The 20,794-nt window shown below is 51.7% G+C and carries 17 protein-coding genes and 1 pseudogene; 13 read left to right on the top strand and 5 right to left on the bottom strand.

Annotation, left to right across the window (positions count from 1 at the left end; all coding sequences use genetic code 11):
* The first annotated feature begins 155 nt into the window (after positions 1-155).
* The 6 genes and pseudogenes from GTP41_RS20860 to GTP41_RS28015 all read left to right on the top strand — a co-directional run.
* Complete coding sequence (locus tag GTP41_RS20860; RefSeq protein WP_161027515.1) at positions 156-902, top strand: hypothetical protein; 747 nt, start codon at positions 156-158, stop codon at positions 900-902.
* A gap of 64 nt (positions 903-966) precedes the next feature.
* The gene (locus GTP41_RS20855) at positions 967-2,952 is read left to right on the top strand and encodes a TnsB C-terminal domain-containing protein (RefSeq protein WP_161027514.1); all 1,986 of its coding nucleotides are present in this window, start codon (positions 967-969) and stop codon (positions 2,950-2,952) included.
* A 2-nt stretch (positions 2,953-2,954) separates the two neighbouring features.
* Positions 2,955-3,947, top strand: a complete 993-nt coding sequence (locus GTP41_RS20850) for a TniB family NTP-binding protein (RefSeq protein ID WP_161027513.1) — start codon at positions 2,955-2,957, stop codon at positions 3,945-3,947.
* 127 nt (positions 3,948-4,074) lie between these two features.
* Positions 4,075-4,803, top strand: coding sequence for a hypothetical protein (locus GTP41_RS20845; protein ID WP_161027512.1), 729 nt, complete (start codon positions 4,075-4,077; stop codon positions 4,801-4,803).
* Positions 4,804-4,864: 61 nt separating this feature from the next.
* Positions 4,865-5,356 (top strand): HAD domain-containing protein, encoded by a 492-nt coding sequence (locus GTP41_RS20840; protein ID WP_161027511.1) that lies wholly within the window; start codon positions 4,865-4,867, stop codon positions 5,354-5,356.
* A gap of 114 nt (positions 5,357-5,470) precedes the next feature.
* Positions 5,471-5,911 (top strand): annotated as a pseudogene (locus GTP41_RS28015) (TniQ family protein); the annotation flags it as partial.
* 835 nt (positions 5,912-6,746) lie between these two features.
* Here GTP41_RS28015 and GTP41_RS27475 read toward each other — a convergent pair.
* Entirely contained in the window at positions 6,747-7,088 is a 342-nt protein-coding gene (locus tag GTP41_RS27475; protein WP_229502987.1) for a hypothetical protein, read from the bottom strand.
* A gap of 28 nt (positions 7,089-7,116) precedes the next feature.
* Complete coding sequence (locus GTP41_RS20830) at positions 7,117-8,082, bottom strand: hypothetical protein (protein WP_161027509.1); 966 nt, start codon at positions 8,080-8,082, stop codon at positions 7,117-7,119.
* A 521-nt stretch (positions 8,083-8,603) separates the two neighbouring features.
* On the opposite strand from GTP41_RS20830, the gene GTP41_RS20825 reads away from it, so the two are divergent.
* From GTP41_RS20825 to GTP41_RS20805, 5 genes are all read left to right on the top strand, one after another.
* Entirely contained in the window at positions 8,604-9,692 is a 1,089-nt protein-coding gene (locus GTP41_RS20825; protein ID WP_161027508.1) for a hypothetical protein, read from the top strand.
* A gap of 154 nt (positions 9,693-9,846) precedes the next feature.
* On the top strand, positions 9,847-10,548 hold the full coding sequence (locus GTP41_RS20820; RefSeq protein ID WP_161027507.1) for a trypsin-like serine peptidase: 702 nt from the start codon (positions 9,847-9,849) through the stop codon (positions 10,546-10,548).
* Positions 10,549-10,896: 348 nt separating this feature from the next.
* On the top strand, positions 10,897-12,348 hold the full coding sequence (locus GTP41_RS20815) for a hypothetical protein (protein ID WP_161027506.1): 1,452 nt from the start codon (positions 10,897-10,899) through the stop codon (positions 12,346-12,348).
* A gap of 435 nt (positions 12,349-12,783) precedes the next feature.
* Positions 12,784-12,990: a hypothetical protein gene (locus GTP41_RS20810; protein WP_161027505.1), complete on the top strand. Its 207-nt coding sequence runs from the start codon at positions 12,784-12,786 to the stop codon at positions 12,988-12,990.
* An 83-nt stretch (positions 12,991-13,073) separates the two neighbouring features.
* Positions 13,074-14,564 carry a recombinase family protein gene (locus GTP41_RS20805; protein ID WP_260115413.1) on the top strand — a complete coding sequence of 497 codons (1,491 nt, stop codon included), beginning with the start codon at positions 13,074-13,076 and terminating at the stop codon, positions 14,562-14,564.
* Between the two features lie 168 nt (positions 14,565-14,732).
* Here the strand turns inward: GTP41_RS20805 and GTP41_RS20800 are convergent, their stop codons facing one another.
* Both GTP41_RS20800 and GTP41_RS20795 read right to left on the bottom strand, forming a co-directional pair.
* Positions 14,733-15,182, bottom strand: coding sequence for a hypothetical protein (locus GTP41_RS20800; RefSeq protein WP_161027503.1), 450 nt, complete (start codon positions 15,180-15,182; stop codon positions 14,733-14,735).
* A 19-nt stretch (positions 15,183-15,201) separates the two neighbouring features.
* A complete protein-coding gene (locus GTP41_RS20795; protein ID WP_161027502.1) occupies positions 15,202-15,612 on the bottom strand; it encodes a hypothetical protein in 411 nt (136 codons plus the stop codon).
* Between the two features lie 86 nt (positions 15,613-15,698).
* Between GTP41_RS20795 and GTP41_RS20790 the strand changes: the two genes are divergently transcribed.
* Together GTP41_RS20790 and GTP41_RS20785 are read left to right on the top strand one after the other, a co-directional pair.
* Complete coding sequence (locus GTP41_RS20790; RefSeq protein ID WP_161027501.1) at positions 15,699-15,932, top strand: helix-turn-helix domain-containing protein; 234 nt, start codon at positions 15,699-15,701, stop codon at positions 15,930-15,932.
* Between the two features lie 434 nt (positions 15,933-16,366).
* A complete protein-coding gene (locus GTP41_RS20785) occupies positions 16,367-17,068 on the top strand; it encodes a hypothetical protein (RefSeq protein ID WP_161027500.1) in 702 nt (233 codons plus the stop codon).
* 479 nt (positions 17,069-17,547) lie between these two features.
* Here GTP41_RS20785 and GTP41_RS20780 read toward each other — a convergent pair whose 3' ends face one another.
* Positions 17,548-19,992, bottom strand: a complete 2,445-nt coding sequence (locus GTP41_RS20780; protein WP_161027499.1) for a DNA/RNA helicase domain-containing protein — start codon at positions 19,990-19,992, stop codon at positions 17,548-17,550.
* Between the last annotated feature and the right edge of the window lie 802 nt (positions 19,993-20,794).

Genomic DNA, 20,794 nt, shown 5'->3' with positions numbered 1-20,794 from the left:
TGAAAAAAGCGACGAACCCACAATTTGTAGATCCGCCGCTCCTTTCGGCCAAAGATAGGTTCTCTGACGCTTAGCACCTTCAAGATACCTGTCCTAGGCTGCAAGGTCAATCCCACTTAACTTCAAGTAGCACTGCTGTGCTAGGGAAATTGATCATGTTGAATAAAATACCTAATCCGATGGGTTCCTACGGATGGCTAGACCGTGTCCTGTCCACTCCTCCCGTACGTAAATTAAAAGGGCGCACAAAGTCGACCCAGTACCACGAATTGTGGTCCAACCATGTGAATCGGTTTGTCGGTGCTCAAGGTCGCAATGAGGCAATCGCGCTTTTGTTGTTGGAGCATCTCGCTACGCTGGGGCAAATAACCCGATTCAAAGAGCAGCCTTTTGTCACCGAGCCCGAGGAATTCGGGCATGCCATCATCCCCGACTTTTTAGCCATCGATCGAGACAAGAAGATCTACGTGATTGAGGTGAAGAACTCTCGCTTCATCACCGCAATCACGCAAGCCAATCTCGATCGGAACAAGCAGCGCTTTAGCGAGCTTGGCATCACCTACGTGTGCTGGACGGACCATCATCCACTATCACTGTATCTGCGCCACAACCTAGTCGAAATGCGGCGGGTCGCTCAGCTGGTACCGCAGGATGAGACACAGGAACTCAGAGCGCACCTAGTCGAACACGGACCCACGCGATTTTTCTCACTTGTTGACGCAGGTTTCGACCAAGGATGCGTGCTTGCAGCAGCATGGCGCGGTGAAGCGTACTTCCCGGTCCAGGAAGCTTTTGGGCCCGAAACCTCAGTATCCCATCTGCCAATAATTGATTTAGCAGCGATTGCACTTGGCACGTCCACAGGTGGACACGGCTGGTGGGAACAACTTTCAAGGGCCTAAGATCATGGAAGCGTATGAATCGATTGGAAGCGCAAGTCGCTCCAGGCGGCAGCTCGCGTCGACAATGTTCGTTATCGAGCCTGGCCAGACGCTGCAGCACGGCCTGTCTATGGTAAAAGTAGTGAGGGTCGTAGGAACGCAGGTGGTATTGCAAAACCTTGCAACGCTTGAAGAACGATTTGCGGCAGCAGACGCTCTTTATGACGAGTACATCGCTAGGCGCCTAATTCCCGTTTCACCGACAAAAGGCGCGTCGGATCCCATCTTACTTCCTTATGAGCGGTCATCCTTCTCGATGTTCGGAACTGACATCAGCGAAGCCGCGAGGAGGCATGCTTTCAGCTTGTTCAAGTACATCACGGAACTGCGATCCCTCGGGTATCGATGTCTTCGCCCGACTCCTATTCTGAAACTAGATTTTGCGAGGTTGAAGCAACATCTGCGTTCCGAAAGCGAAGAGCTCGTCGATCTCACCCTGCCCACGGTGTACAAGTGGTCATGCGTGTACGATAAAGCGCAGGGGGACTATCGCGCGCTCATCCCTGACTACTCCCAGCGCGGAGCACCGGGACTCGGACGACGTATACCAACCGAAACAGTGGAAGCCATACGCGAAGTCTTTCGCGATCTCCGCCAGAACGGCAAGAAAAAAATCCGCGTTTTCGACGTCATGTTCGATGTCCAGTCACAGCTACAGAGCAGAGTTCCCGCAGAACAGGTCAGCTTGTTCAGGCCCAGCCGATCCACCGTGGAAAGAATGGTGAAGGCCGAGTTCTCAGCTTATGAAGTCTGTGTTCGCAACAAAGGTCTGGCGCATGCGCAGAAAAAGTACCGGTCACACTTTCCGCGCGATGCAGCTATGCGGCCACTCGAAGTCGTGGAGTTTGATGATAAGGACACACGCACTTTCTTAATTGATGAACTCACCAATTTGCCAATGGGTCGGGCATATGTCACCCCGGGTGTCGACCAGTTCGCCAGTCGATGCCTAGGTATGTCTATGAGCCATCGCCAGCGAAGCACATCCTCGGCATTAGATGCTTTCCGGTCCTGCATGCTCCCTAAAGGCCCTGTCATGCGCCAGGCAGGGCTCCGACTCGAAGTTGACGATGCATTCGGCCCACCTGGAATCGCTATCTTCGACAACGCGCTCTACTTCCATGCATCGGCGTTGGAAACAGCGATCAGGGAAGCAGGAAACAGCATGTGCGCCTGGGCCAAGCCATACACGCCCACTGAAAAATCGGTAGTAGAGAACTTCAATGGTGAGCTCGTAGAGTACTTATTGTCCGAACTGCCAGGCTTTGGTGGGGAAAAGAAAGAGCGAAACCAAATCAAGGATGGAATTGAAACTGCCACTATGGGTTTGACGCAATTCCGAAACATTCTCTTTCATTGGGCATACAACGTGCACCCGAACAAGCCTCGGGAGAACGGGCAAACACCTGCCCAACGCTGGGCTTCGCAAATGCGCCATACGAGGGCGAGACTACCCGCAAACCTCGATCAGTTTGATGCATATTTCGCACACTCACATACAGTGCAATTGCGCCCGGAGGGGATCAGATTTCTAGGATTGATCTACCAAAGCGAAACGCTCGCAAACCTGCGAAGGCGCTTAGGAAGTAATGCCAAGGTCGTTTTCCGCTATCAGTCCGAGGGCTCTCTTAGTCGAATTTTCGTTCTCGACCCTATCAGTCAAAAGTACTTCACTGTGCCAAGCGCGCACCCCGAGTACACGGCACGGATCACGTTATATCAACACAGACTGATACGAAAGATGGCTAGAGAACGAATGATAAATAACCCAGCTCTTCCGGACCTGCTCCGCGCCCGGCAAGAACTGCAAAGCTTGATCTGTCAGTCTCGTCTATCGGTCAAGAGACATGAGCGAATTTGGGCGAACAACGCTTTGCCTGATAGCGGGCGTTCCGCCCCTGTCGAAAAGACTATAGAGCTTGTCTCCGAGGTTGAGTATCAAGTGGGACAGATCGCCGAAGTAGTGCTGGAAAGCACTGACGAAAGCTGGGACATTCCGGAGGACTTTTGAAAATGGAACAAACTGAGAATGTTAAGGAACGATGGGCTTCGGCTCCGCTCAAAGAGCGCCTTTACTACATGGCAAATGAGATGCATGTCAATTACCCAGCCTTCGTGCGTTCGCTTGTCGAAATCAAGAACCAAGTCTTGACATGCGAACAGCAGCAAAAAGGAGAAGGTCTACTTCTTTTGGCTCCTACCGGAGTGGGGAAAAGCCACCTGTCCAATTACCTGAAGCGCCTGTGGCCTGATGACCATGAGGGATGGAAGTCAACGATTCCAGTCGTCACCTTTACGCTCCCTTCGGTCGTGACGAAACTCCGTATCGCGCACGCACTGTTGCGATCAATTCAGCCAACTGCAAATCTTTCGCACAATGAGCAGACCGTTGAGGAACGAATTCAGGTTCTTCTTTCTCAAATCGGTACGAGAGTTGTAATCATCGACAATGTGCACGACATTACAGCACGTCGCAAAGCAGGTGGTATCAAAGAAATCGGAGACTGGTTGCGAGACATCATCGACAGTTCACGGCGCCTGTTTATTCTGCTCGGGGCACCATCCGCAATTGAGATCATCAACAAGAGTCCGCAGCTGCGCCGCAGGACAACCAGGCAGATTAGGATTGACTACTTCAAAATCAACACCCCGAAGAAGCTAGAACAATTTCAAGCTTTCCTCCAACGGCTTGATAAGGAACTTCCGCTGGCATGCACGACATCCTTTGATGTCGACCTCACCAAACGGATTTATTACGCAACGAATGGGATCTTTAACTATGTATTCCTGTTGTTCAGTCGCGCTGTCGCCGTGGCAGTTACCGCTGGAAGAGAGAGTATCACTCAGGAAGATCTCGAAGAAGCGTTTCGACTGGTGATGGGTGATTCCGTCAAGCGGACGCTCAATCCGTTCCTTCCTAATTTTGTGAATCGTCCATTAGATCAGGAAGACGAGCCATTCCATGACTGGTGCGATACATGGGACAACCCATTGAGAAAGGACTGAGATGATCCCCTCGTCGATGAGAAGTGCACTTGCACTTGACCCTGTTGTTCCCGTTCACCCAAGGAAGACGGTAGGCCTTTTGATACGCCCCCCCCGAGGGGTTCATCAATGCCAGCAGGACTACTTGATGCAACTGGCAGAACTGAACGCGTTGGGCGGCCTGCGTCATCTTCTCTTTACATACAAGGCGCCCTTCCCAGCGCTGGTTGCATTGAATGACGTCGAACTAACTCAATTTTTCCGAGGAGAGCTAGAACTTGAGCCATGCAGCATGGGTCGTGTACAACAAATGCGAGCGTATGGTCTCGGCATGCCATCCAAAATCTGCTTAGTTTGCCTTAGAAAGGGGATGGCAACTCCACACTACTTTAACTATGCACTGTCCGTGGCATGCCCCACTCATGACGTCGAACTGCTTGACGCTTGTCCATTTTGTGATGCCCCTATAGCGTACACAAGGCGGCTCCGTCACCAATGCATTAACTGTCTCAATATTTTTCTTGACCACGAACCGAAAGCGGCCCGAAATTGGATGACAAACTTTAAGCAAAGATTTTCACCCAGTGCGGATCTTGGATTCTGCGCGGTCCGCAGCCATAGCGATATGGCGATCGCCAGGATACTCGTCTGGCACAACCGACCTGGACGAAGTCGTCCAAAAGACAAATTTCCGTACGTGGGTTTGAGGCACTATGCATGGCTGGAGCAAGTGGCAAACATGACTGATTCAGACCTCGCTCACCTGGCCACCGACTTCGTAGAGAAGCATCCGCGGTACATCAACGATCTAACGGAGTGGACTCGATATGAGACACCCGCCAACATCGTTATCCAGAAGGCGTTGAACCTGCTTTGATAAAAACCGCAAAGGGAAGCACGCTACGCCGTCTTCCCTTTGCTTATTCAAGGACCCTGTAATGGTTCTGTTCTTAGATTTCGATGGTGTGCTGCATGAATATGACGCAAGCGAACGCTCGTTGTTGCGACATGTCCCTTTGCTCTCGAATGTTCTTCGCCAACACATGGACATCGATGTAGTCATCGCTTCGGACTGGCGAAAGTCTCACACCCTGATTCAGCTCGCTGCGTATTTCCCGAACGACTTGCACAATCGTTTTGTTGGCGTGACAAGTGAAGGTCCAGCGCGGGTGCGACAACGTGAACGGGAGTGCTGGCGATGGCTTTGCGACCACCTCAGAGCTAATGAACGCTGGATTGCGATTGATGACAATCTAAATAATTTTGGACCTGATCTTCCTGGGCTGGGCGCAGTCCTATTTGTCGACCCAGCTACTGGACTAGATGCCCAGGCTTGCAGCCTGCTTCAGGTCATGATTCAGACTGCGGCCCAAGGAGCTCAATTTTGCTATGAGCGCGAAACGATACGTGGTTGGCCCTTGTGGACCTAACAAAAGTCAGAGGACTCTATGCGCTTGGTCGTAGGGCCGGCATTGTGCTCGCTTCCAGCCAAACCAACGAGGCTATGACCATGCTCCTGATCCGACTTCGAATCTCCCTCATAAGTGCCCCCTCTGGAGACACCTTTCATAACAGAGACCATCGTGTTCCTAATTCGTCCTCCGCCATTTAATTCTGAGTCGCTGTCATCGTGGCGGCAGCGAGCCGCTACGATGAATGGTCTGCGCCGATACCCAGTTGCTCCTGGTTGCACTCGGCACTCTGATCCGGATCGCATTCGATCGGATTTTGAGCTCGCATGGTTACGAAGCGAATTTCGTTTGACCGAGAAAGAGCTACGCTCTCTGACCTTGGATCATGCGCTTTCTCTATTGGGCTGCGCATCTTTAGAAGGTGACAAACTACATTGGGTGCTTCCCCACAATGGCGATGCGCTTAGCGTCTCCGGACGTCCAATGTTCTGCCCTCAATGCCTTGAGGAAGACGAAGTTCCATACTTCCGGATAGCGTGGCGCCTGGCGTGCAACGCCCGCTGCGAGATACACGGCTGCATGCTAGAAGAGAGATGTCCGTTCTGTGGGAGTTCGGTATGGCCCACTACATGCCACCGACGTGAGTGCTTAGTTTGGCTTCCATTCGACTCCTGCCAAAGCTGTGGGAAAAGCCTAGCAAAAAGCGAGCGCCGCGCTCCCAAGCGTCAAGCTAAGGCAGTGACTGAGTATAGCGAAATTCAGTCAGCTGATAGCGATATCAATGCACTTTGGTACGTGTCCCAGTTGTTGATTCGCCGCAGATCCAGATTACTTCGATCCAAAGTCTTCAGCTTTGCTTCCATAGCGGAAATGGAGAGCCCTGCCAGCACGACTATAGAGCAGGTCCCAGTCGCGCAACGTGCAGCGATCCTCGCCGCGGCTAGATGGCTTCTCGATGAATGGCCTGACCGATTCATCCGATTGACCAAGGCATCATCTGTGTCGCTACAACGCTTCAGCGGAACCTTGCATCTGGCACCGCATTGGATACAGAAAGAAGTTCGGCAGCATCTGGTATTGCGAGATAGGACCAAAGCTACTCGAGAATCAATCAAGCGAGCAGTGGATGAGATTAGCGAAAGCGGAAATAGCGTAAGCAAGTCCGAGGTTCGCCGCCGCCTTCAAGTGACTGAAAGCGCCGTCCTAAACAGGATGATGTGCCAGCGGCGCCATGCAACGCCCGAAGAGCTTCGGGAGATACTTCGGCGCATTGCGATCGCCAACACATTGGCGCCTCAGGAACGGCATCAGCGCACTGCGGCTCAAAGGGATTTCTTAATATTCGTACTTTCTATCCTGGGAAAACTCAAGATAGAGCAGGTTTGCAACCTATCGAGGTCGCAGGTTCTCATCCTGCTTCAGGGGCAGAGCAAGCCACGTGAACAGCAGCGTAAGTACATCGTAAAATTGGCTCATCGGATTTTTGAAGAAATCTCCCAGCGGCAGAGCCGACAACAACCATCAGCGGATGTCCCTTTCTTCCTTTCGCGATGGGGGCTCCCAATTCTTGGTCATTGTGTGCGCGCGCGAATTTCAAAGCTAATGCAAAACGGGTTTCCCGCAGATCTTTGGCGAAGCTCGGATGTATTCCTAGTTCTTTCGCCAGGCGAAGCTGCTTTTTGAAGGCAATCAGTCCTACTGCGCCAGCACGTTGGCAGACATCCTTGTTCGGTGGATTAGATGGTGCCATCAAGTCAGATCCTGCCGGTTCTTCAAAACTACGAGGACTGCACGCAAGTCTTGATCCAAGCAGAGACTGGCCTATTGGAACTCTCACGGAGGCTGTACGGCTCATCGCCAAACGAATGCAATCGAGAGCCGTCTTTATCCAGCAGGAAGAATAGTTTGTCCGTACTGTGAATAATGTACGCCTGTTGCTTAGCAACTGAAGCGCCATTGCCTACCGAAAGCTCGACCGATCTGTAATGCCACAAGAGCTCATTGCCTGCACACGCAAATTGCTGCAACTGGGCTTGCGAGAGCTTGTCGTAAAAATTAAGCGGCAACTTACCGGTGATTGCTACATAGAGTTGCCCGTAGCGCCTCACTCCTTCCACGTGAGCTTCTTCGATAATGAAAACTTTCAGTAAAAAATGGAAGAAAAGCGTCAAAGCAATGGCAAAAAGGAACAACACGAGCCCAATTGTGCGCATGCCAAACCTGCGCCAACGCTTCGCTCTTAGGCTCACCGTTGGCTCCTTACGCCCCCAGCGCCGCCTTGGTCCAAGACTTCTCCATGCGCTATTTGATGGATCGGTCAGCCGATCATGGATTTCACCTAGCTTTCGGGCAGAGCTCGCGGCTCTAGCAAGCTTAATCCTTTGCCATCGCTGCCAATGAGTTTCTCGGCCCCACTTTGCCCGCTCCCATTCGGTAATCACCTCAGTCAAATAGAAGTAGGCAACGATAACGGCAAGTAGGCCACCGCTGTAGGCCCAAGGCCGAGTCAACTTCAAGCCTAACAAGATTGTCTCGTTCACGCCCACTGGGAAAAGATTGCTTCCAATCCCCGCAGCCTTACTCCACCCCTCAAGAAACGAGGTGCCGGCGGCAAAACCGACAATTCCAATTAATGGTATTGCCAACGCTACGATCTCAAATAAGTGCCGACGGATGAAGCTCCACCCGGGAAACATCATTTCGAAATCAGGCTTTTCTACGCTTTTTTCTTCTTGTTCCTTCATCCTTGCTGTGACTCCATTCGAATTAGTTGGGACACCAAATTACCTTGCCTCTTAAGCGTCGGGACAGAACGCGAGAATTCTGTCATAGAAAGTGAAATCTTTTCAGAGTAGATGAGACTCGAGCCTTCGCAGATTCGTAAAAGATTGATTTGCTTGGAAAATCCAAGTAACTGCTCCGTGCGAAGCACTGCCGTCGAAGTCTCCAACTATCCTCTTGCCAAGTGCGATCTAAAAAATCAATCGTCATGATTGTTGCCTGCAGATGACAAAGTGATAATTTGATAGACTTTTTCTAGAGGAATCTCATCAGTATTGGATTTCGTATAAACAATTCAATATTTAGGGGGCATTGCATGAAAAGATCACTTTATCTTCCTTTGGCTTGCGCTCTCGCGATGTTTCTCAGTGGCTGCACGATTTACGGATCGAAGCCAGTCGACAGGTCGGCGCTTAATCAGGGACAGTTCTATATGCTGCCAAAAGCGTTAGTTCCGCTAACCGTAACAGTTTCCTCCGGATCAATGAAAATAGAACTGCTTGATCCTGTATATATGGGCGATACAGATTATGAATTCGCTTTAAATCCCAATGTTAATTGGTTTAGTTCGGACACAGCCAAAATAGTTGTTGACCCGAAGACTTCACTACTCAAAAGCGTGACGGTGACCAGTAAAGATGAGACGCTTGATGTAATCAAGAATGCCGTTGCGTTTGCAGTGGCGGAGGCGGCGCCCATTCCACCTACATCAGTGATCCAAATCTTAATTGATCCGGCCACTTTTAACAGTAAGCAAAAGCAGCCCCTCGAAAATCAGGTTAATCAGGCACTTGCGAGGTTTTTTGCTGAAGCCTGCAAAGACCCCAAGAATCCCCAGTTACCTGAATGCAACCAATACAGGCCAGGTGCAGCGGACAACTTCTCCATCTCTGTAAGCCCGGTGGTCGGGAGCAGAACTCTGAAATCATCAGGGATAACGGACTTGACTGCCTGCGACATTGGCATTTGCCATAGAGGCACAATCCCCTATGAGATACATGCCACTCTCTTGGGAAATTCCAAAGTGTCCCTGGTAAATCTTCCAAACGGCGGACCGATAATGACTCTCGCGCTTGATCGAGCGCCATTTGTTCAGGTTAAACATACGCTGACCCTACAAGACGGCATAGTCTCAGAATACGAACGCGACCGACCCAGCAGCGCACTTGCGTTCGTCAAGGCTCCACTTGACGTAGTGAGCACGATGGCAGATGTAGTAACCAAAGTAATCCAACTGAAGATAGACACCTCCAAAGCTGAGGTAAGCCTTCTCGAACAAGACCTTGCTGAAGTAAAGCGGCGCAAAGAGATTGCCGAGGCTCTTGAAGCACTATCCAAAAAGGAAAGCGCGCTTCTTGGCGGCCAGGCTGGGCGTTTGCTCGTTATGACAATCGGAGACCCGGCAACCCCATCCGTACCTGATTTCAATGGCACCCCGCCAGGTGCGGTGCAGCCGGTGGTTGACGCCAAGCCAGACAACCAGAAGCCTGCACAAGGGAAAAAGCCACTTAAGAACCCGAGCAATGACGGACAGATTGGAGCAAAAAATGGCCTCCCCGAAAAAAAACAATAACCAGAAGGGCGCGGTACAGAGCCTATATCGCCCCTGTAACATGATCGAAACTAACAATGGGGGAAGATTGGAATCGGTCCCGGGGTTTGATGTGGAACGAGCGCTTACAGTGGGATTCAGCGGAGGTCGCGTTCCACGCCAGTTACGATCGACTATGGTATTCGACGCCGGCGATCTTCAGTTCGCAGCGCCCCAGTCCGCCTGTGGCCAAGATGATAGAGTGTTGGTCCCAAATACGACAGCCTTGCCTTGGAGATGCGTTTGTCAACTTGTGGTAGATGGACTTCATAATGCGAGGATTCTCGGCACTGGCTGGCTTGCAGGCCCCCATACGATAGTAACCGCAGGTCATAATTTGCTAGATGTAGACTCAGGCCAGCAAGCTGTTCAAGTATGGATAACACCAGGACGTACAGGCGACGTCGCGCCTTACGGCTATGAAGTTTCCAAGTCCTTCGCTGTACATCCTCGATGGAAGGCCAACAAGGATCGTGAATATGATATTGGTGTTATATACACGAAGAATGCTTTTGGCCAACGGCTTGGCTGGTTCGGATTTGCGGCACTGTCCGACGTTGAACTTGCCAATCTGTTAGTTAACAACGCGGGTTACCCAGTCGACAAGCAGTTTGGAACGATGTGGTTTAATGCAAGTCGGCTTACCGCAGTGAAACCTCGCGTTTTGGCCTATGGGCTTGACACGGAAGGAGGACAAAGCGGAAGTCCCATTTTTGCTTTCGATAAAGACGGCAACAGGACTGTTGTGGCAGTACATGCGTATGGGACCTGCCCAGACAATATGGGGATACGAATAACGCCCGACATTTTTCGCGATCTGTCTGCCATGATTAAATAGTTGTAAAGGGCTGCTTAGCAGCCCTTTATTTTCGGTGCGCGCCCAATCTCATCGTGTAGCGAATTGCTTAGTAGCATATCAATTCAACAGCTATCTCGTTTCGCTTGTGGAAGCCCTGCTCATTGAAGATTTTCCCGACTTAACTGTAGATGTCGGAACCTAACCAGTTTCCGCCACCCTATATCTTCTTCTGTATAATTGCTACAGAGCAAACTTTTTAAGCTTTGTTTTGCAGTGCAACTTTAGATATCACGCATGTTTCATTTGAAATAACTGGAAATTGCTGAGTGGAGATTGGCAGCCCCCAGCGGGTGAATATTGCACTTAGTTTTACTGTTCGGAGAAGAAATGACCTTTGGTACATCCGCTTATCTAGAGTGGCGCTTTGCGCTTGCACCAAACGGCGCTGCCCGACCGTTAATAGCGCCTCTTGCCGAACTTCTCGGGGCTTCGCCAGAAGAAATCGATCATTACTCCAAGAAGCCCTTTAGAAACGGGGAACTTGAGCAACTCGCCATTTGGACACAAAGGGTCGTTTCGGTCAGCGACCAAGGTTCTCGTGCCAAGACCGCGAAGAAGTTCTGGGCGGCGCAAGCGCTTGCCATGCCAATACTCATCCGCGAACCGTTGCGCACAGCACAGGCCGATCCGGTTGCAGTACGGTTGCTACAGGTCGGTGCAGATGCACTCTATGACGCTGGCTATCCGCAATTCGAAAAGCTGAGGCAGGTTTGCCATGAGCTAGTCAATTGGCTTATCAAACAAGCTTGGAAACGTGTGGTTCTGATAGAGTCACCATTAGGGAACTGCGTCCCAGTTGCCGTTCTTCATTCGCTTGCTGGCCGTGCGGGCTTGTCCACCCAAGTCGTTACATGGAACGCGCCAAGAAATGATCGGGCTGGCGCCGGGTGGACAGTCTCGGACTCAGCGGGATCGCTTTCGAGCGATGTCGATCCTGGTGACTTGGTCGTCTTTGCAGATGACGTCATTACAGGCACGCGCTTTGTGAAGACTTTTGACGCACTATCGAAGAAATTCCCTGGTCGGGTTTTGCCGATCGCAATGGCGTTTAATGATCCAATGAAGTCCGAAACTTCCCCAGATCAACTGAAGCGGGTTAGAAGTAGAGCGAGCAAAGCTGAACAACTATTTGGCTACCCACACACGTTCGTCAATTTTCCCATCCTGCCCGCTTTCCGCATCGATGCTGGAGCGCCTGTTTATTGGGAGTCGCCAGTGATTTGGGGAGAGACGGACCTGGTGGCGGGAAAGCGGAAGGTCAATCTAATCTTTAACCTTATCGATCACCTGTTTCACACGCTCAATGACCTCACTAAACCCACCAGTGCACTGGCGAAGTACTTGCACAAGGCATGGCAAAAAGATACCACAGGAGCGTCCTATGCATTCGCTGCAGGTCTTAGGGAGGAGGTTTTCTCTAACCTGTCCAATCAGCTCAACATAGACGAGGTTCGGTTGACGTTGGATGCACGAGCTCGCGAGGCGTACCCTGCCGATTTCACAGGTTTGGTCGAAGGCATCGACGAAGAGGAAGTCAAGCAGAGGTGGGATTGGCTCCGCACGACGTTTCTTGAACTTGCACAAGCAAAACTCCGCTCTGACGAAGCTTACGTCCTCTGGAGAGCATTCGATGAGACTTTTGCCGCATCGCATTCGCAAGTAAGGCCTAGGCCATCTCGGGATCATGCCTATGCTGCCTACGCACTACAATACAACGATGTCGTCCGTTCATTTCATGAGCGCCTCGTCATGCGAATTGCTCTGGGTGACACTGTCTAGAAAAGTGTAGCCGGGACATAGCTAGAGAGCTTGGAAGGCATCCTTTGCGGTATTCCGATCCAAGGATGCGATCAATAGCGCTGAGCGGTCAGACCTGCTGAGATTTGAAAGAACGGCGCCCGAATTGCGATTTGCAGACATTTGCTTCCCGCCTCAGCGCTAATGCGAGAATTTTCTTGTTGTGCGGCATAGGCTTGGAGCCAACGAAAGTGTCGATCCGCCTACACCGTGCACCTTCACACCGCAGCACTGAGTCGATGCCGTCGTTCTGGCCGATGATAAAACTGCGGGTAGCCTAGTCCCTAGCGCTGCTTTCATTCTAAGTCCCATAGTTGCCATCTCCGCAGCGAGGCCTCCAATCCGACGAGGTCTTGCGAAATCTCAAATCTCATGTAGTTTCAGGTGCTATTCTGAATTTTCCAAGGGAGGATCAGGATGAACCAAGCGCTCGCACCGACACCGCTGGATCTCGCCATTGCTGACATTAGGACGGCATTTGTCGTCGTGCATGTGACACTTGAGAGCAGCCACGGACGTAATTTTGCCGATGCGTTTGTCGCAGAACATCGAAGCGCAATGCTCGTAGCGTTCCTTTCCGCAATTCCGGAGGACGCAAGAGTGCACTATGTGACTGACGACTAGGACAATACCCAACGCCGTTGAGGGGATGCGTGGAAACCAAGTCTGTCTCAGCTTCACCCAAGTCTAGTGCACGGCGCGCTGCAATGTACGTGCGCATGTCCAGCATCCCACAAGACCACTCCATCCAGCACCAGATGGATCGGCTAAACAACTACGCCGATGAGAACGGGTTCGAGATTGTTAGGATGTATGCAGACGCCGGCAAAAGCGGGCTTTGCATCAACGGCCGCGATGGGCTGCAGGACCTCATCTCAGACGTCCAATCAGGCACCGCCGGCTTCGACACAATTCTGGTATATGACGTAAGCCGATGGGGCCGCTTCCAGGATATCGATGAAAGCGCTCATTACGAATTCATCTGCCGCCGAGCGGGTGTTCAAGTAATTTACTGTGCCGAACATTTCATTGACGACGGTTCCCCGATGTACTCGCTCATGAAGGGTATGAAGCGCATAATGGCGGCAGAGTATAGCCGTGAGCTGGGTGCGAAGGTCCTACACGCACAATGCCGCTTCTCGCAAATGGGATACAAGCAAGGTGGACGTCCAGGTTACGGATTACGCCGGATCCCTGTATCCAAGGACGGCGAGATCAAGCAAGCATTGGAGTTCGGTGAAAGGAAGCCTGTCGCGACAGATCGCGTCGCGCTCCACCTTGGGCCACCGGAGGAAGTTGAAATTGTTCGGCGCATCTATCATCTGTATGTTTACAAGGAATGGACGGATAGCCGTATCGCCAAACAGCTTTGCTCGGAAGGGCATCTTACACACCTAGGCAACCATTGGGATCCCGTGGATGTACGAAGAATTCTGATCAACCCAAGGTATTGTGGCGAGCTGATTTTCAATCAGACCACACGCCGGCTGCGAAGCAAAGTGGCGGCAAATCCGGAAGAGGACTGGGTGCATTGCAAAAACGCACTTGAGCCGATGGTTTCACGAGAATTATTTGAAGCCGCGATGTCCATCCGTCGGCGCCGTGCCGCCGGCCCAGAACGTGAAAAAGTGCTCGCACAAATACGGGAGGTGTTCCAGCAGCATGGAACGATTAACGCCAAGCTTTGCAACGCATCTCCCCTCCCAAAGAAAAATACGATGTATCGCATGTTTGGAACCTATATGAATGCGTTCGCAGCCGCAGGATTGCCAACCGAGAATACATCCACGGGAGCACTTGCTTTAAGGAGCGTCCGAATCCTCATAGATTCTTTGATCATTGACGTCCTAAGCCTGGCAACACGCGCCGGTGCTAAAGCTGTCCGTACGTCGGTTTGGAATGTCCTTCGCCTTAATGGCCGCCTGTCCGTCAAAGTCTCCGTAGCCTCTTACAGAAGATGTGAAGACGGATGCCGGCGCTGGCGTGTGCCTTTGACCTGCGGCGCCCATGCCGATTTCGTCATTTGTGGGTTGATGGATAGTGCAAACCGAGAGATTGAATGCTACTTGCACCTGGCAACTGCGGACATCAGTAAAGACAGTTTGCTCTTGAGTCGGAAGAAGCTAAGCCGATACAAGGATTGCTGCTACCTCACACTTGATGAAATATTTGGCTTACCGGAAAGCCATCCCAATTAATTAGCTGGCCAAGCCGAGCTGCCATACTCGCGGCCAACAGATTTCATATTGAGCCAGACGCAATCCTCTACAGTGAATCGGAAGGCGCCAAGGGCGCGGACTCAAAGTGCACGGCGCCGGTGAACTAATCGCCGCTTGAGTTTTCGATTACTCACAAGCCCCCAGCATCTAATCTTTCGCGCTCCAGAATCTCGCTCGGCGAGCCCCAACAAGGCGCGCCAGGATCGCGACATTATTCCAGACCGTATCCATCGCAATGTGGTTCTGTTGCGCAACCTGGTGGCATGCCATGACCACGACTTGAAGCGGGACTTCATCAAGGAGCATACAAATGTGCGCGAAGTACTTTGTTGGGACCTGGCCGGACGATATGGCTTCGACCAAAGACCGTTCATCCATCACTTCCCGATAGCTGACACTGGCGCCCTGCGCTGCCATCCTGGTCCAGTGGCGCGCACCGACTGGCAGCAACGTTTGGGTGTCCATGCCAAGCACACGCGCTAACGCATCTGCGTCGTTCGCATCATCTTCCCTTGCCAATTCCTTGGCCCTGTTCAGAGTCAAGCCAAGACTGGCGCAGCGATCGATAAAGGAATCAGAAGCAACTTGAGATTTCACATCACGAGCCCGCTGTTGATTACTGGGCCAGAATAGCGCGCATCTTGGCGATCCACAACTGCGCTTCTTTGGCAGAGACATCAATTTCATGTCTTGGATGCCTGGTGTCGAGCACGGTAATCACAAGCTTATTTCGAATAGGGGTGCCGTTTCGATCAACGTACTGATGGTTCCAGGTGTCTATCTGGGAATAGGCGTAGCGATGCAGCGTCGGCCCGACGATGATCGCCATCTCGCGAAGGGTGTCATCAAACACCACGGTTTTCGAGCTGTTGATCTGGTGGTCGACTTTGAAGCCACCGGATACAAGGCCTGCAAGAGCGCGTCGTTGTGCGAGGTCATGCTGGAGCATTGCCCAGAGTACCCATAAAACTAGAGCTCCCCCGCCACCGTACATTAATAGGGTCTCAACCCAAGCGCTTGTCGACATTGCACTTTCCTTAAAATTCACAATATATTATGAAGACTTAATGATACTGTGCGACGACCATTTCTCCCAATATATTGGGAGAAGATTTGGATCCATTGGTCTCATTTGGGCGGGTTCTTCGCCAGCTTCGCAAGGAAGCTGGGTTGACACAGGAGCAACTTGCTCTTGCGGCCGGGATTGAGCGGAACTATGTCAGCCTGATTGAGCGAGGTGTCAACCAGCCGGCGCTAAAGGTGATTTTTAAGCTGGCGGAGGCGCTCGGTACGACTCCGTCCAAAATACTGCTCTTAGTAGAGGCGGAATTAAAGGACGCTAACTGACGCAACGGTAATACAGTAAGTGCTTCCATAACTTGTCGACCGGTTTCAGTTCCTGGCACTCGCTGTATTCTGAGTCCGTCGCCCGTGGAGCTCGAAGTACTCATCGCAACTGGAAATCCTTCACCAAACCACTGTATGCTCGTACAGCGTAATGTATACTCGGACTATTGTCAGTACCCAACGTCGTTATTTCAAATGTTTAAGCCTGTGTGAGTTTGGAGCGGACGATTCTGATCATGGTCATCGAAACGGCTACAACTGGGAACGCCCAGGAGATTACATGGGGGCCTACCTCAATCCCGCAGGAGGTAGCGAATGCTTTGAATACGTTCGCCGATACTCCTCGCAAAGCATGGATTGATACCGCTTGGTATTCAATGTGTACAGCGCCCCCACCCGCTAGGATATTCTTCAAAGGCGCCCGGGAGAATTTGATGTCCCGTCTGACGGTTTGTCAGATCGCTTCCGACGCCTATACGGAGTTGGGGCTCCAAACAGAAGTAGACGTAATCAATCCTCGCGTCGTTCTAAAAGTCCGCGATCAGGCTAAATCGATGCGTGCAGCTCTGCCAGCGCAGCCTTATTTGCCAGCACCTGCGAACACACTTGAGTTCCGAACTGGTCTTGATTCCTTGTGCCATTGGACGCGGCCTGTCTGTGCCCCCTCAAGTAATTCAGGGGATCCCTGTGTCCGCGCATTCATCTTGGCACTGGCACGTAGATTTGCAGACGCGTTCATAGATATTCCAGTGGAATACGTTCACGCTTTAGTCACTATTGGTTGGCCTGCACGCAGCTTGAGCGCTACAAGAAGGGTATTGACCGCAACTGTAACGACCGGGATTAAGCTTGACGCTAAAGCGAAACTAGCTCTCGAGTCGGCGGCTCGCGGCGCCACCGCTCTGACCATTCATAGGGCGGCCGCATCAAGGCACCTCATGAGCGCCAGCGAACAGCAGGAGGTCGAGCAGTTGTCCGTTGAAATTGATCGCGTAAGGCAGGGACGCCGACGCTTCCCTTCGGATGCGGCTCGTCTTCGCGCGCTAAACGACATTGCGCAAACACTTGATGATCCTGATCTCAGGGCCGACGTACTGTGTTTGATCTCTAAACGTCTTCAAGACGTTGCTCCATAATGCGCAACTAGCGCATATTTCGAACTTGGACGCGAATTACGCTAGCGCGTAATTTGCAGCTTCATGATGCTGGCTACGCTAGCCCCATTCGCCCCCACACTTGCCTGAACTATTCTTCGTTCATGCGCTGCCTTCCATGCAGCGAGAAAGCGAAGGACAAAATGCATTCCAATAAATTGCCAGGTCAGTACATATCGCCACGCACCTCCATTTCCCGTGGACCATCTGCGGTCAGATCCAAACTCCTCACGATCACTAAAGCACTGACGATGTGGGCGTACAACCATGGCTGGATCTCTTTCCGGGCTGCAGAACTGATCTTCTTCAAACTCAAGCTTCGCAGCCTCTAACACAGCTATGGTTCTGATCAATTGCTGTAATCACGACACGGGTACCTGGGCTGCTTGGATGGAGCCGGAAAAATCGAGCTGCGGGGTGCAATCGCACACCAACGCCTAGCGAGCATGTATAGGCAAGACTCATTTTTCGTCCACACCAATGCGGTACACGCCCTTTTCAACCTTCGTGATTACCCCTCGCTGGTAAAGACGGCTCAGTGCATTGGCCACGTGCTTGTGCCAAGCATCACGTTGCAAGCCAAGTTCCTTCAGTTCCCAGTGCCAAGTGCTATCGACAAGTCTTGTCAGCGAAAGTTGGCTACTGGGGCCACTCAATTGAGCGTACGAATAGGCCAGTATGACCGCAGCCCGATAGATTGATGACCGATCTGGTAAGCTCGGAGGTAATTTCGCGCCACCATTTTGGCAGACGTGAATTCCAATTGCGGCGGCCCCGAGAAGAAATGGTAGCTGGTGGTAGATTGACAGTGATTCGTCGAGGTTTGGTGACGACGATACCTCCGTCATTTTTCTATCGAATGCCACAAGCCTCCGCACGTCGCCCCTTGAAAGCTCTCGCTCTTCTCGCCCCAGCAAATCGCTACAAATCAAGCACGCGTTCGGAGCCAAATAATGCGGAGTCATTTTCTCGCATTGGTTGCACTCCACTAAGCGAGCGGATCGATCATAGATCTTGCCTGGTAACGCAACACTGAGAAATTCAGGATCCTCAGCATAAAGGGCCAAAACAGGCCTCCTCATGACTTCTTTAATGTAGTCAATCCAAAGTTCTGCAGGACTTTCCTTTGAAAGCCGCACGACCCAAGCCTTTAAGGTTCTTGACCAGGTAAGTGCAATCGTCTTTATCTCTTCAATTTCAACCATCTCGTGGTCGGACAGGCGGTACGCGATACTGCGGCGCGTCCTCACTTCTTGAAGAACCTCTTGATTCGTCGGTGAGCTAAAAACTGCTGCCTGAAATTTACTAGCCGAGTAATCAGCAAGCGAATCCGCTGAGTAAAGCGCGAAGCAAGCGGTTGTGGCGCGTGAATAGGCACTAAAGAGTTCGGCATCAGAAAGCTGGTGTGCCTCCACAACAATAACGATCGCGGCTTCCATGCCGCGAAACCGCGATACTAATGAATGCCGGAGCTCCTCATTCGCCTCCACGAAATCAACAATTGCGGCAGACACGTATGAATTTTTGCTAAGGATCATGATTTCCGAATGCTTGACTCCTTGGCGTACAAGGCCAGCGACTATCTCGCTCAGCACCTTTTCCCAATCAGCCACTACGAGCTCGCGCAGCGAGTCGGAGTCAACTTGCCTTGGCGATGAAATCTGGATCTGACTAGGCATTGCATGAACCAGTCGCTCCGTTACGGCCCGAGGCATTCTAAGGACGACCGAGAGCTGGAGTGATTTCAGCCCACTCAATTCGATGAGTAACGCTAGCGATGTAGTTTCCTTTTCAAACGGAAAAACTTGGGTCTCATCACAGAACGCGAAAACCGCTTTACCAGAGAACCAATCGCAGAGAAATCTCCACCACGTTGGACGCAGTGCCTGAGCTTCATCCACAACTAGTACATCAAATCCTAGAGGAGCGAGACCAATAGCTAACTTCAGATCATCAAGGCACTCTTTCTCGAACCAATCGCTATCCGCGCTCGGTCGGCCCATGAGATCACGAGCGAAACTGCATAGCTTGTGCCAGGTGAAGACCTGGCATTTCGTCCCCGTCAATTGGACACGAAGATGATCGCAAAGGAGAGCGTTGAATGTCAGGAATAGGACGCGTTCACCGGCCGCGCTTAGTCGCCGCGCGACTTCAATTCCAACAAGGGTCTTACCTGTACCCGGCCATCCAGTGACAATCCCTCCATGAGCATTAAGGACTCGATCTGCCACCGCACTTTGCTCCTCCGTCAGTCGGAGCCAGAATTTTCCGTCATACTGAATACGATGCGCCCAATTCGGCGTCCCATCGAACTGGGGACATAGCATCTCGACGACGTCCGTCATCCGCGCGTTACCGAGCGTGCCAAGCCTGAGAGCCGACTTCCAATACGACATTACCTCGATTACCTTTGCACCAAGGTCAGGTAAGTCTCGCATGTCAAAAACAATACGCTGCCCACTTACCGAATCGAACAAGCCAGGTGGCAACGCTTCATCTGGAAATACATTGCGAGGGAGGCTAACAGCGTATCCGATTGGCCAACGGATTGCCCCTTTCCCTCCGAGCCAATGCGCCACACCATGAGCATTTCGTCTCACTTGATTAAGAACAAAAAGAGGAGCTCCGCCTGCAATCGGGACAAACGCAGCCCCCTCTATTCGATAGCGCCCGCCCTTGATTTCGATTGCGAGAATCCCAAGTTCAGCGTGCAGAATCAAGAAATCGATTTCGCCTGTTGGAGCAGACCAAGCCATCCCGATTTCTTTCGCGGCTGCAGATAGCCAAGGAAGGCTATGGATAACGACAAAGTCATCTCCAAGCTGCTTCTTTAAAAGGTGGTAGATGGTCGGCTCGGCCGGGCTTTCTGTAGCGGCAGGACCAAATGTTGGAATCATCCGAGCCATTGCTATCGCCCTAAGACATTGCCCGCATCAAAGTTCATCAATGCCCGGGAGGTCATGAGAAAGCATCCCAAAATGCCAATAGTCGTCAGCCCCTTAGGCCCATGCTGAACCCCAAAACGAGTGAAGCAGATAGAAGTGAGATCCGTCACGTGAAGGCTGTTAATCAATAAGAAGCTCGTCGGTTTGTCATCCAAAGCTGCCTGAACACGACCGGCGTAGGCAGATCCTGTAACACGCATTAGCAACAAAACTGGCACAAATAATCGCAGCATAAGAAGAGCAAAAATATCCGGCTGGAAACATGCAGACTATCAGTTTCTTATCAAACATGCCAGCCAAGTTATCATTTACACAACCTCAAAGTTTGTTTGCCAAATGAGATTTGGGGCTACCAACGTGAACCCTCCAACCCAGGACGAGAATAATGTTCAGGCTCCAGGCTCAGCGCTTAGGCAGAGGTCGTGCAACCCACCAGAGAACGTGAGACACCGGTGATTCGCCTCGCTTGCACCGAAGTGGGCAATTTTCGGCGCTTATCTAACAGGCCACTTGAGCTGGATTCTACGAAATCGCGCCAATGCCCAATTGGCAGCGACATGCCGAGCCTCGGCACAATGCAAGCAGGCGAGACAGTCAAGCGTGGCTCCAGCACGATAGCGGCGTACGCCTGCCCAGTTTAATGACGCTCAAAGCAATTCGGCATGAGGCCCTTCTAGGGACCAAGCACTAGATCGACTTTGACGCAAATCAAACTTCGGGCGTAGCCATTGTCTTCAGTCGACTAAGCTCTTTGGAAAAGCAT

The sequence above is a fragment of the Pseudoduganella guangdongensis genome (assembly GCF_009857475.1).
Taxonomy (GTDB): domain Bacteria; phylum Pseudomonadota; class Gammaproteobacteria; order Burkholderiales; family Burkholderiaceae_D; genus Rugamonas; species Rugamonas guangdongensis.
This window is presented reverse-complemented; position numbering and strand designations above follow the sequence as displayed.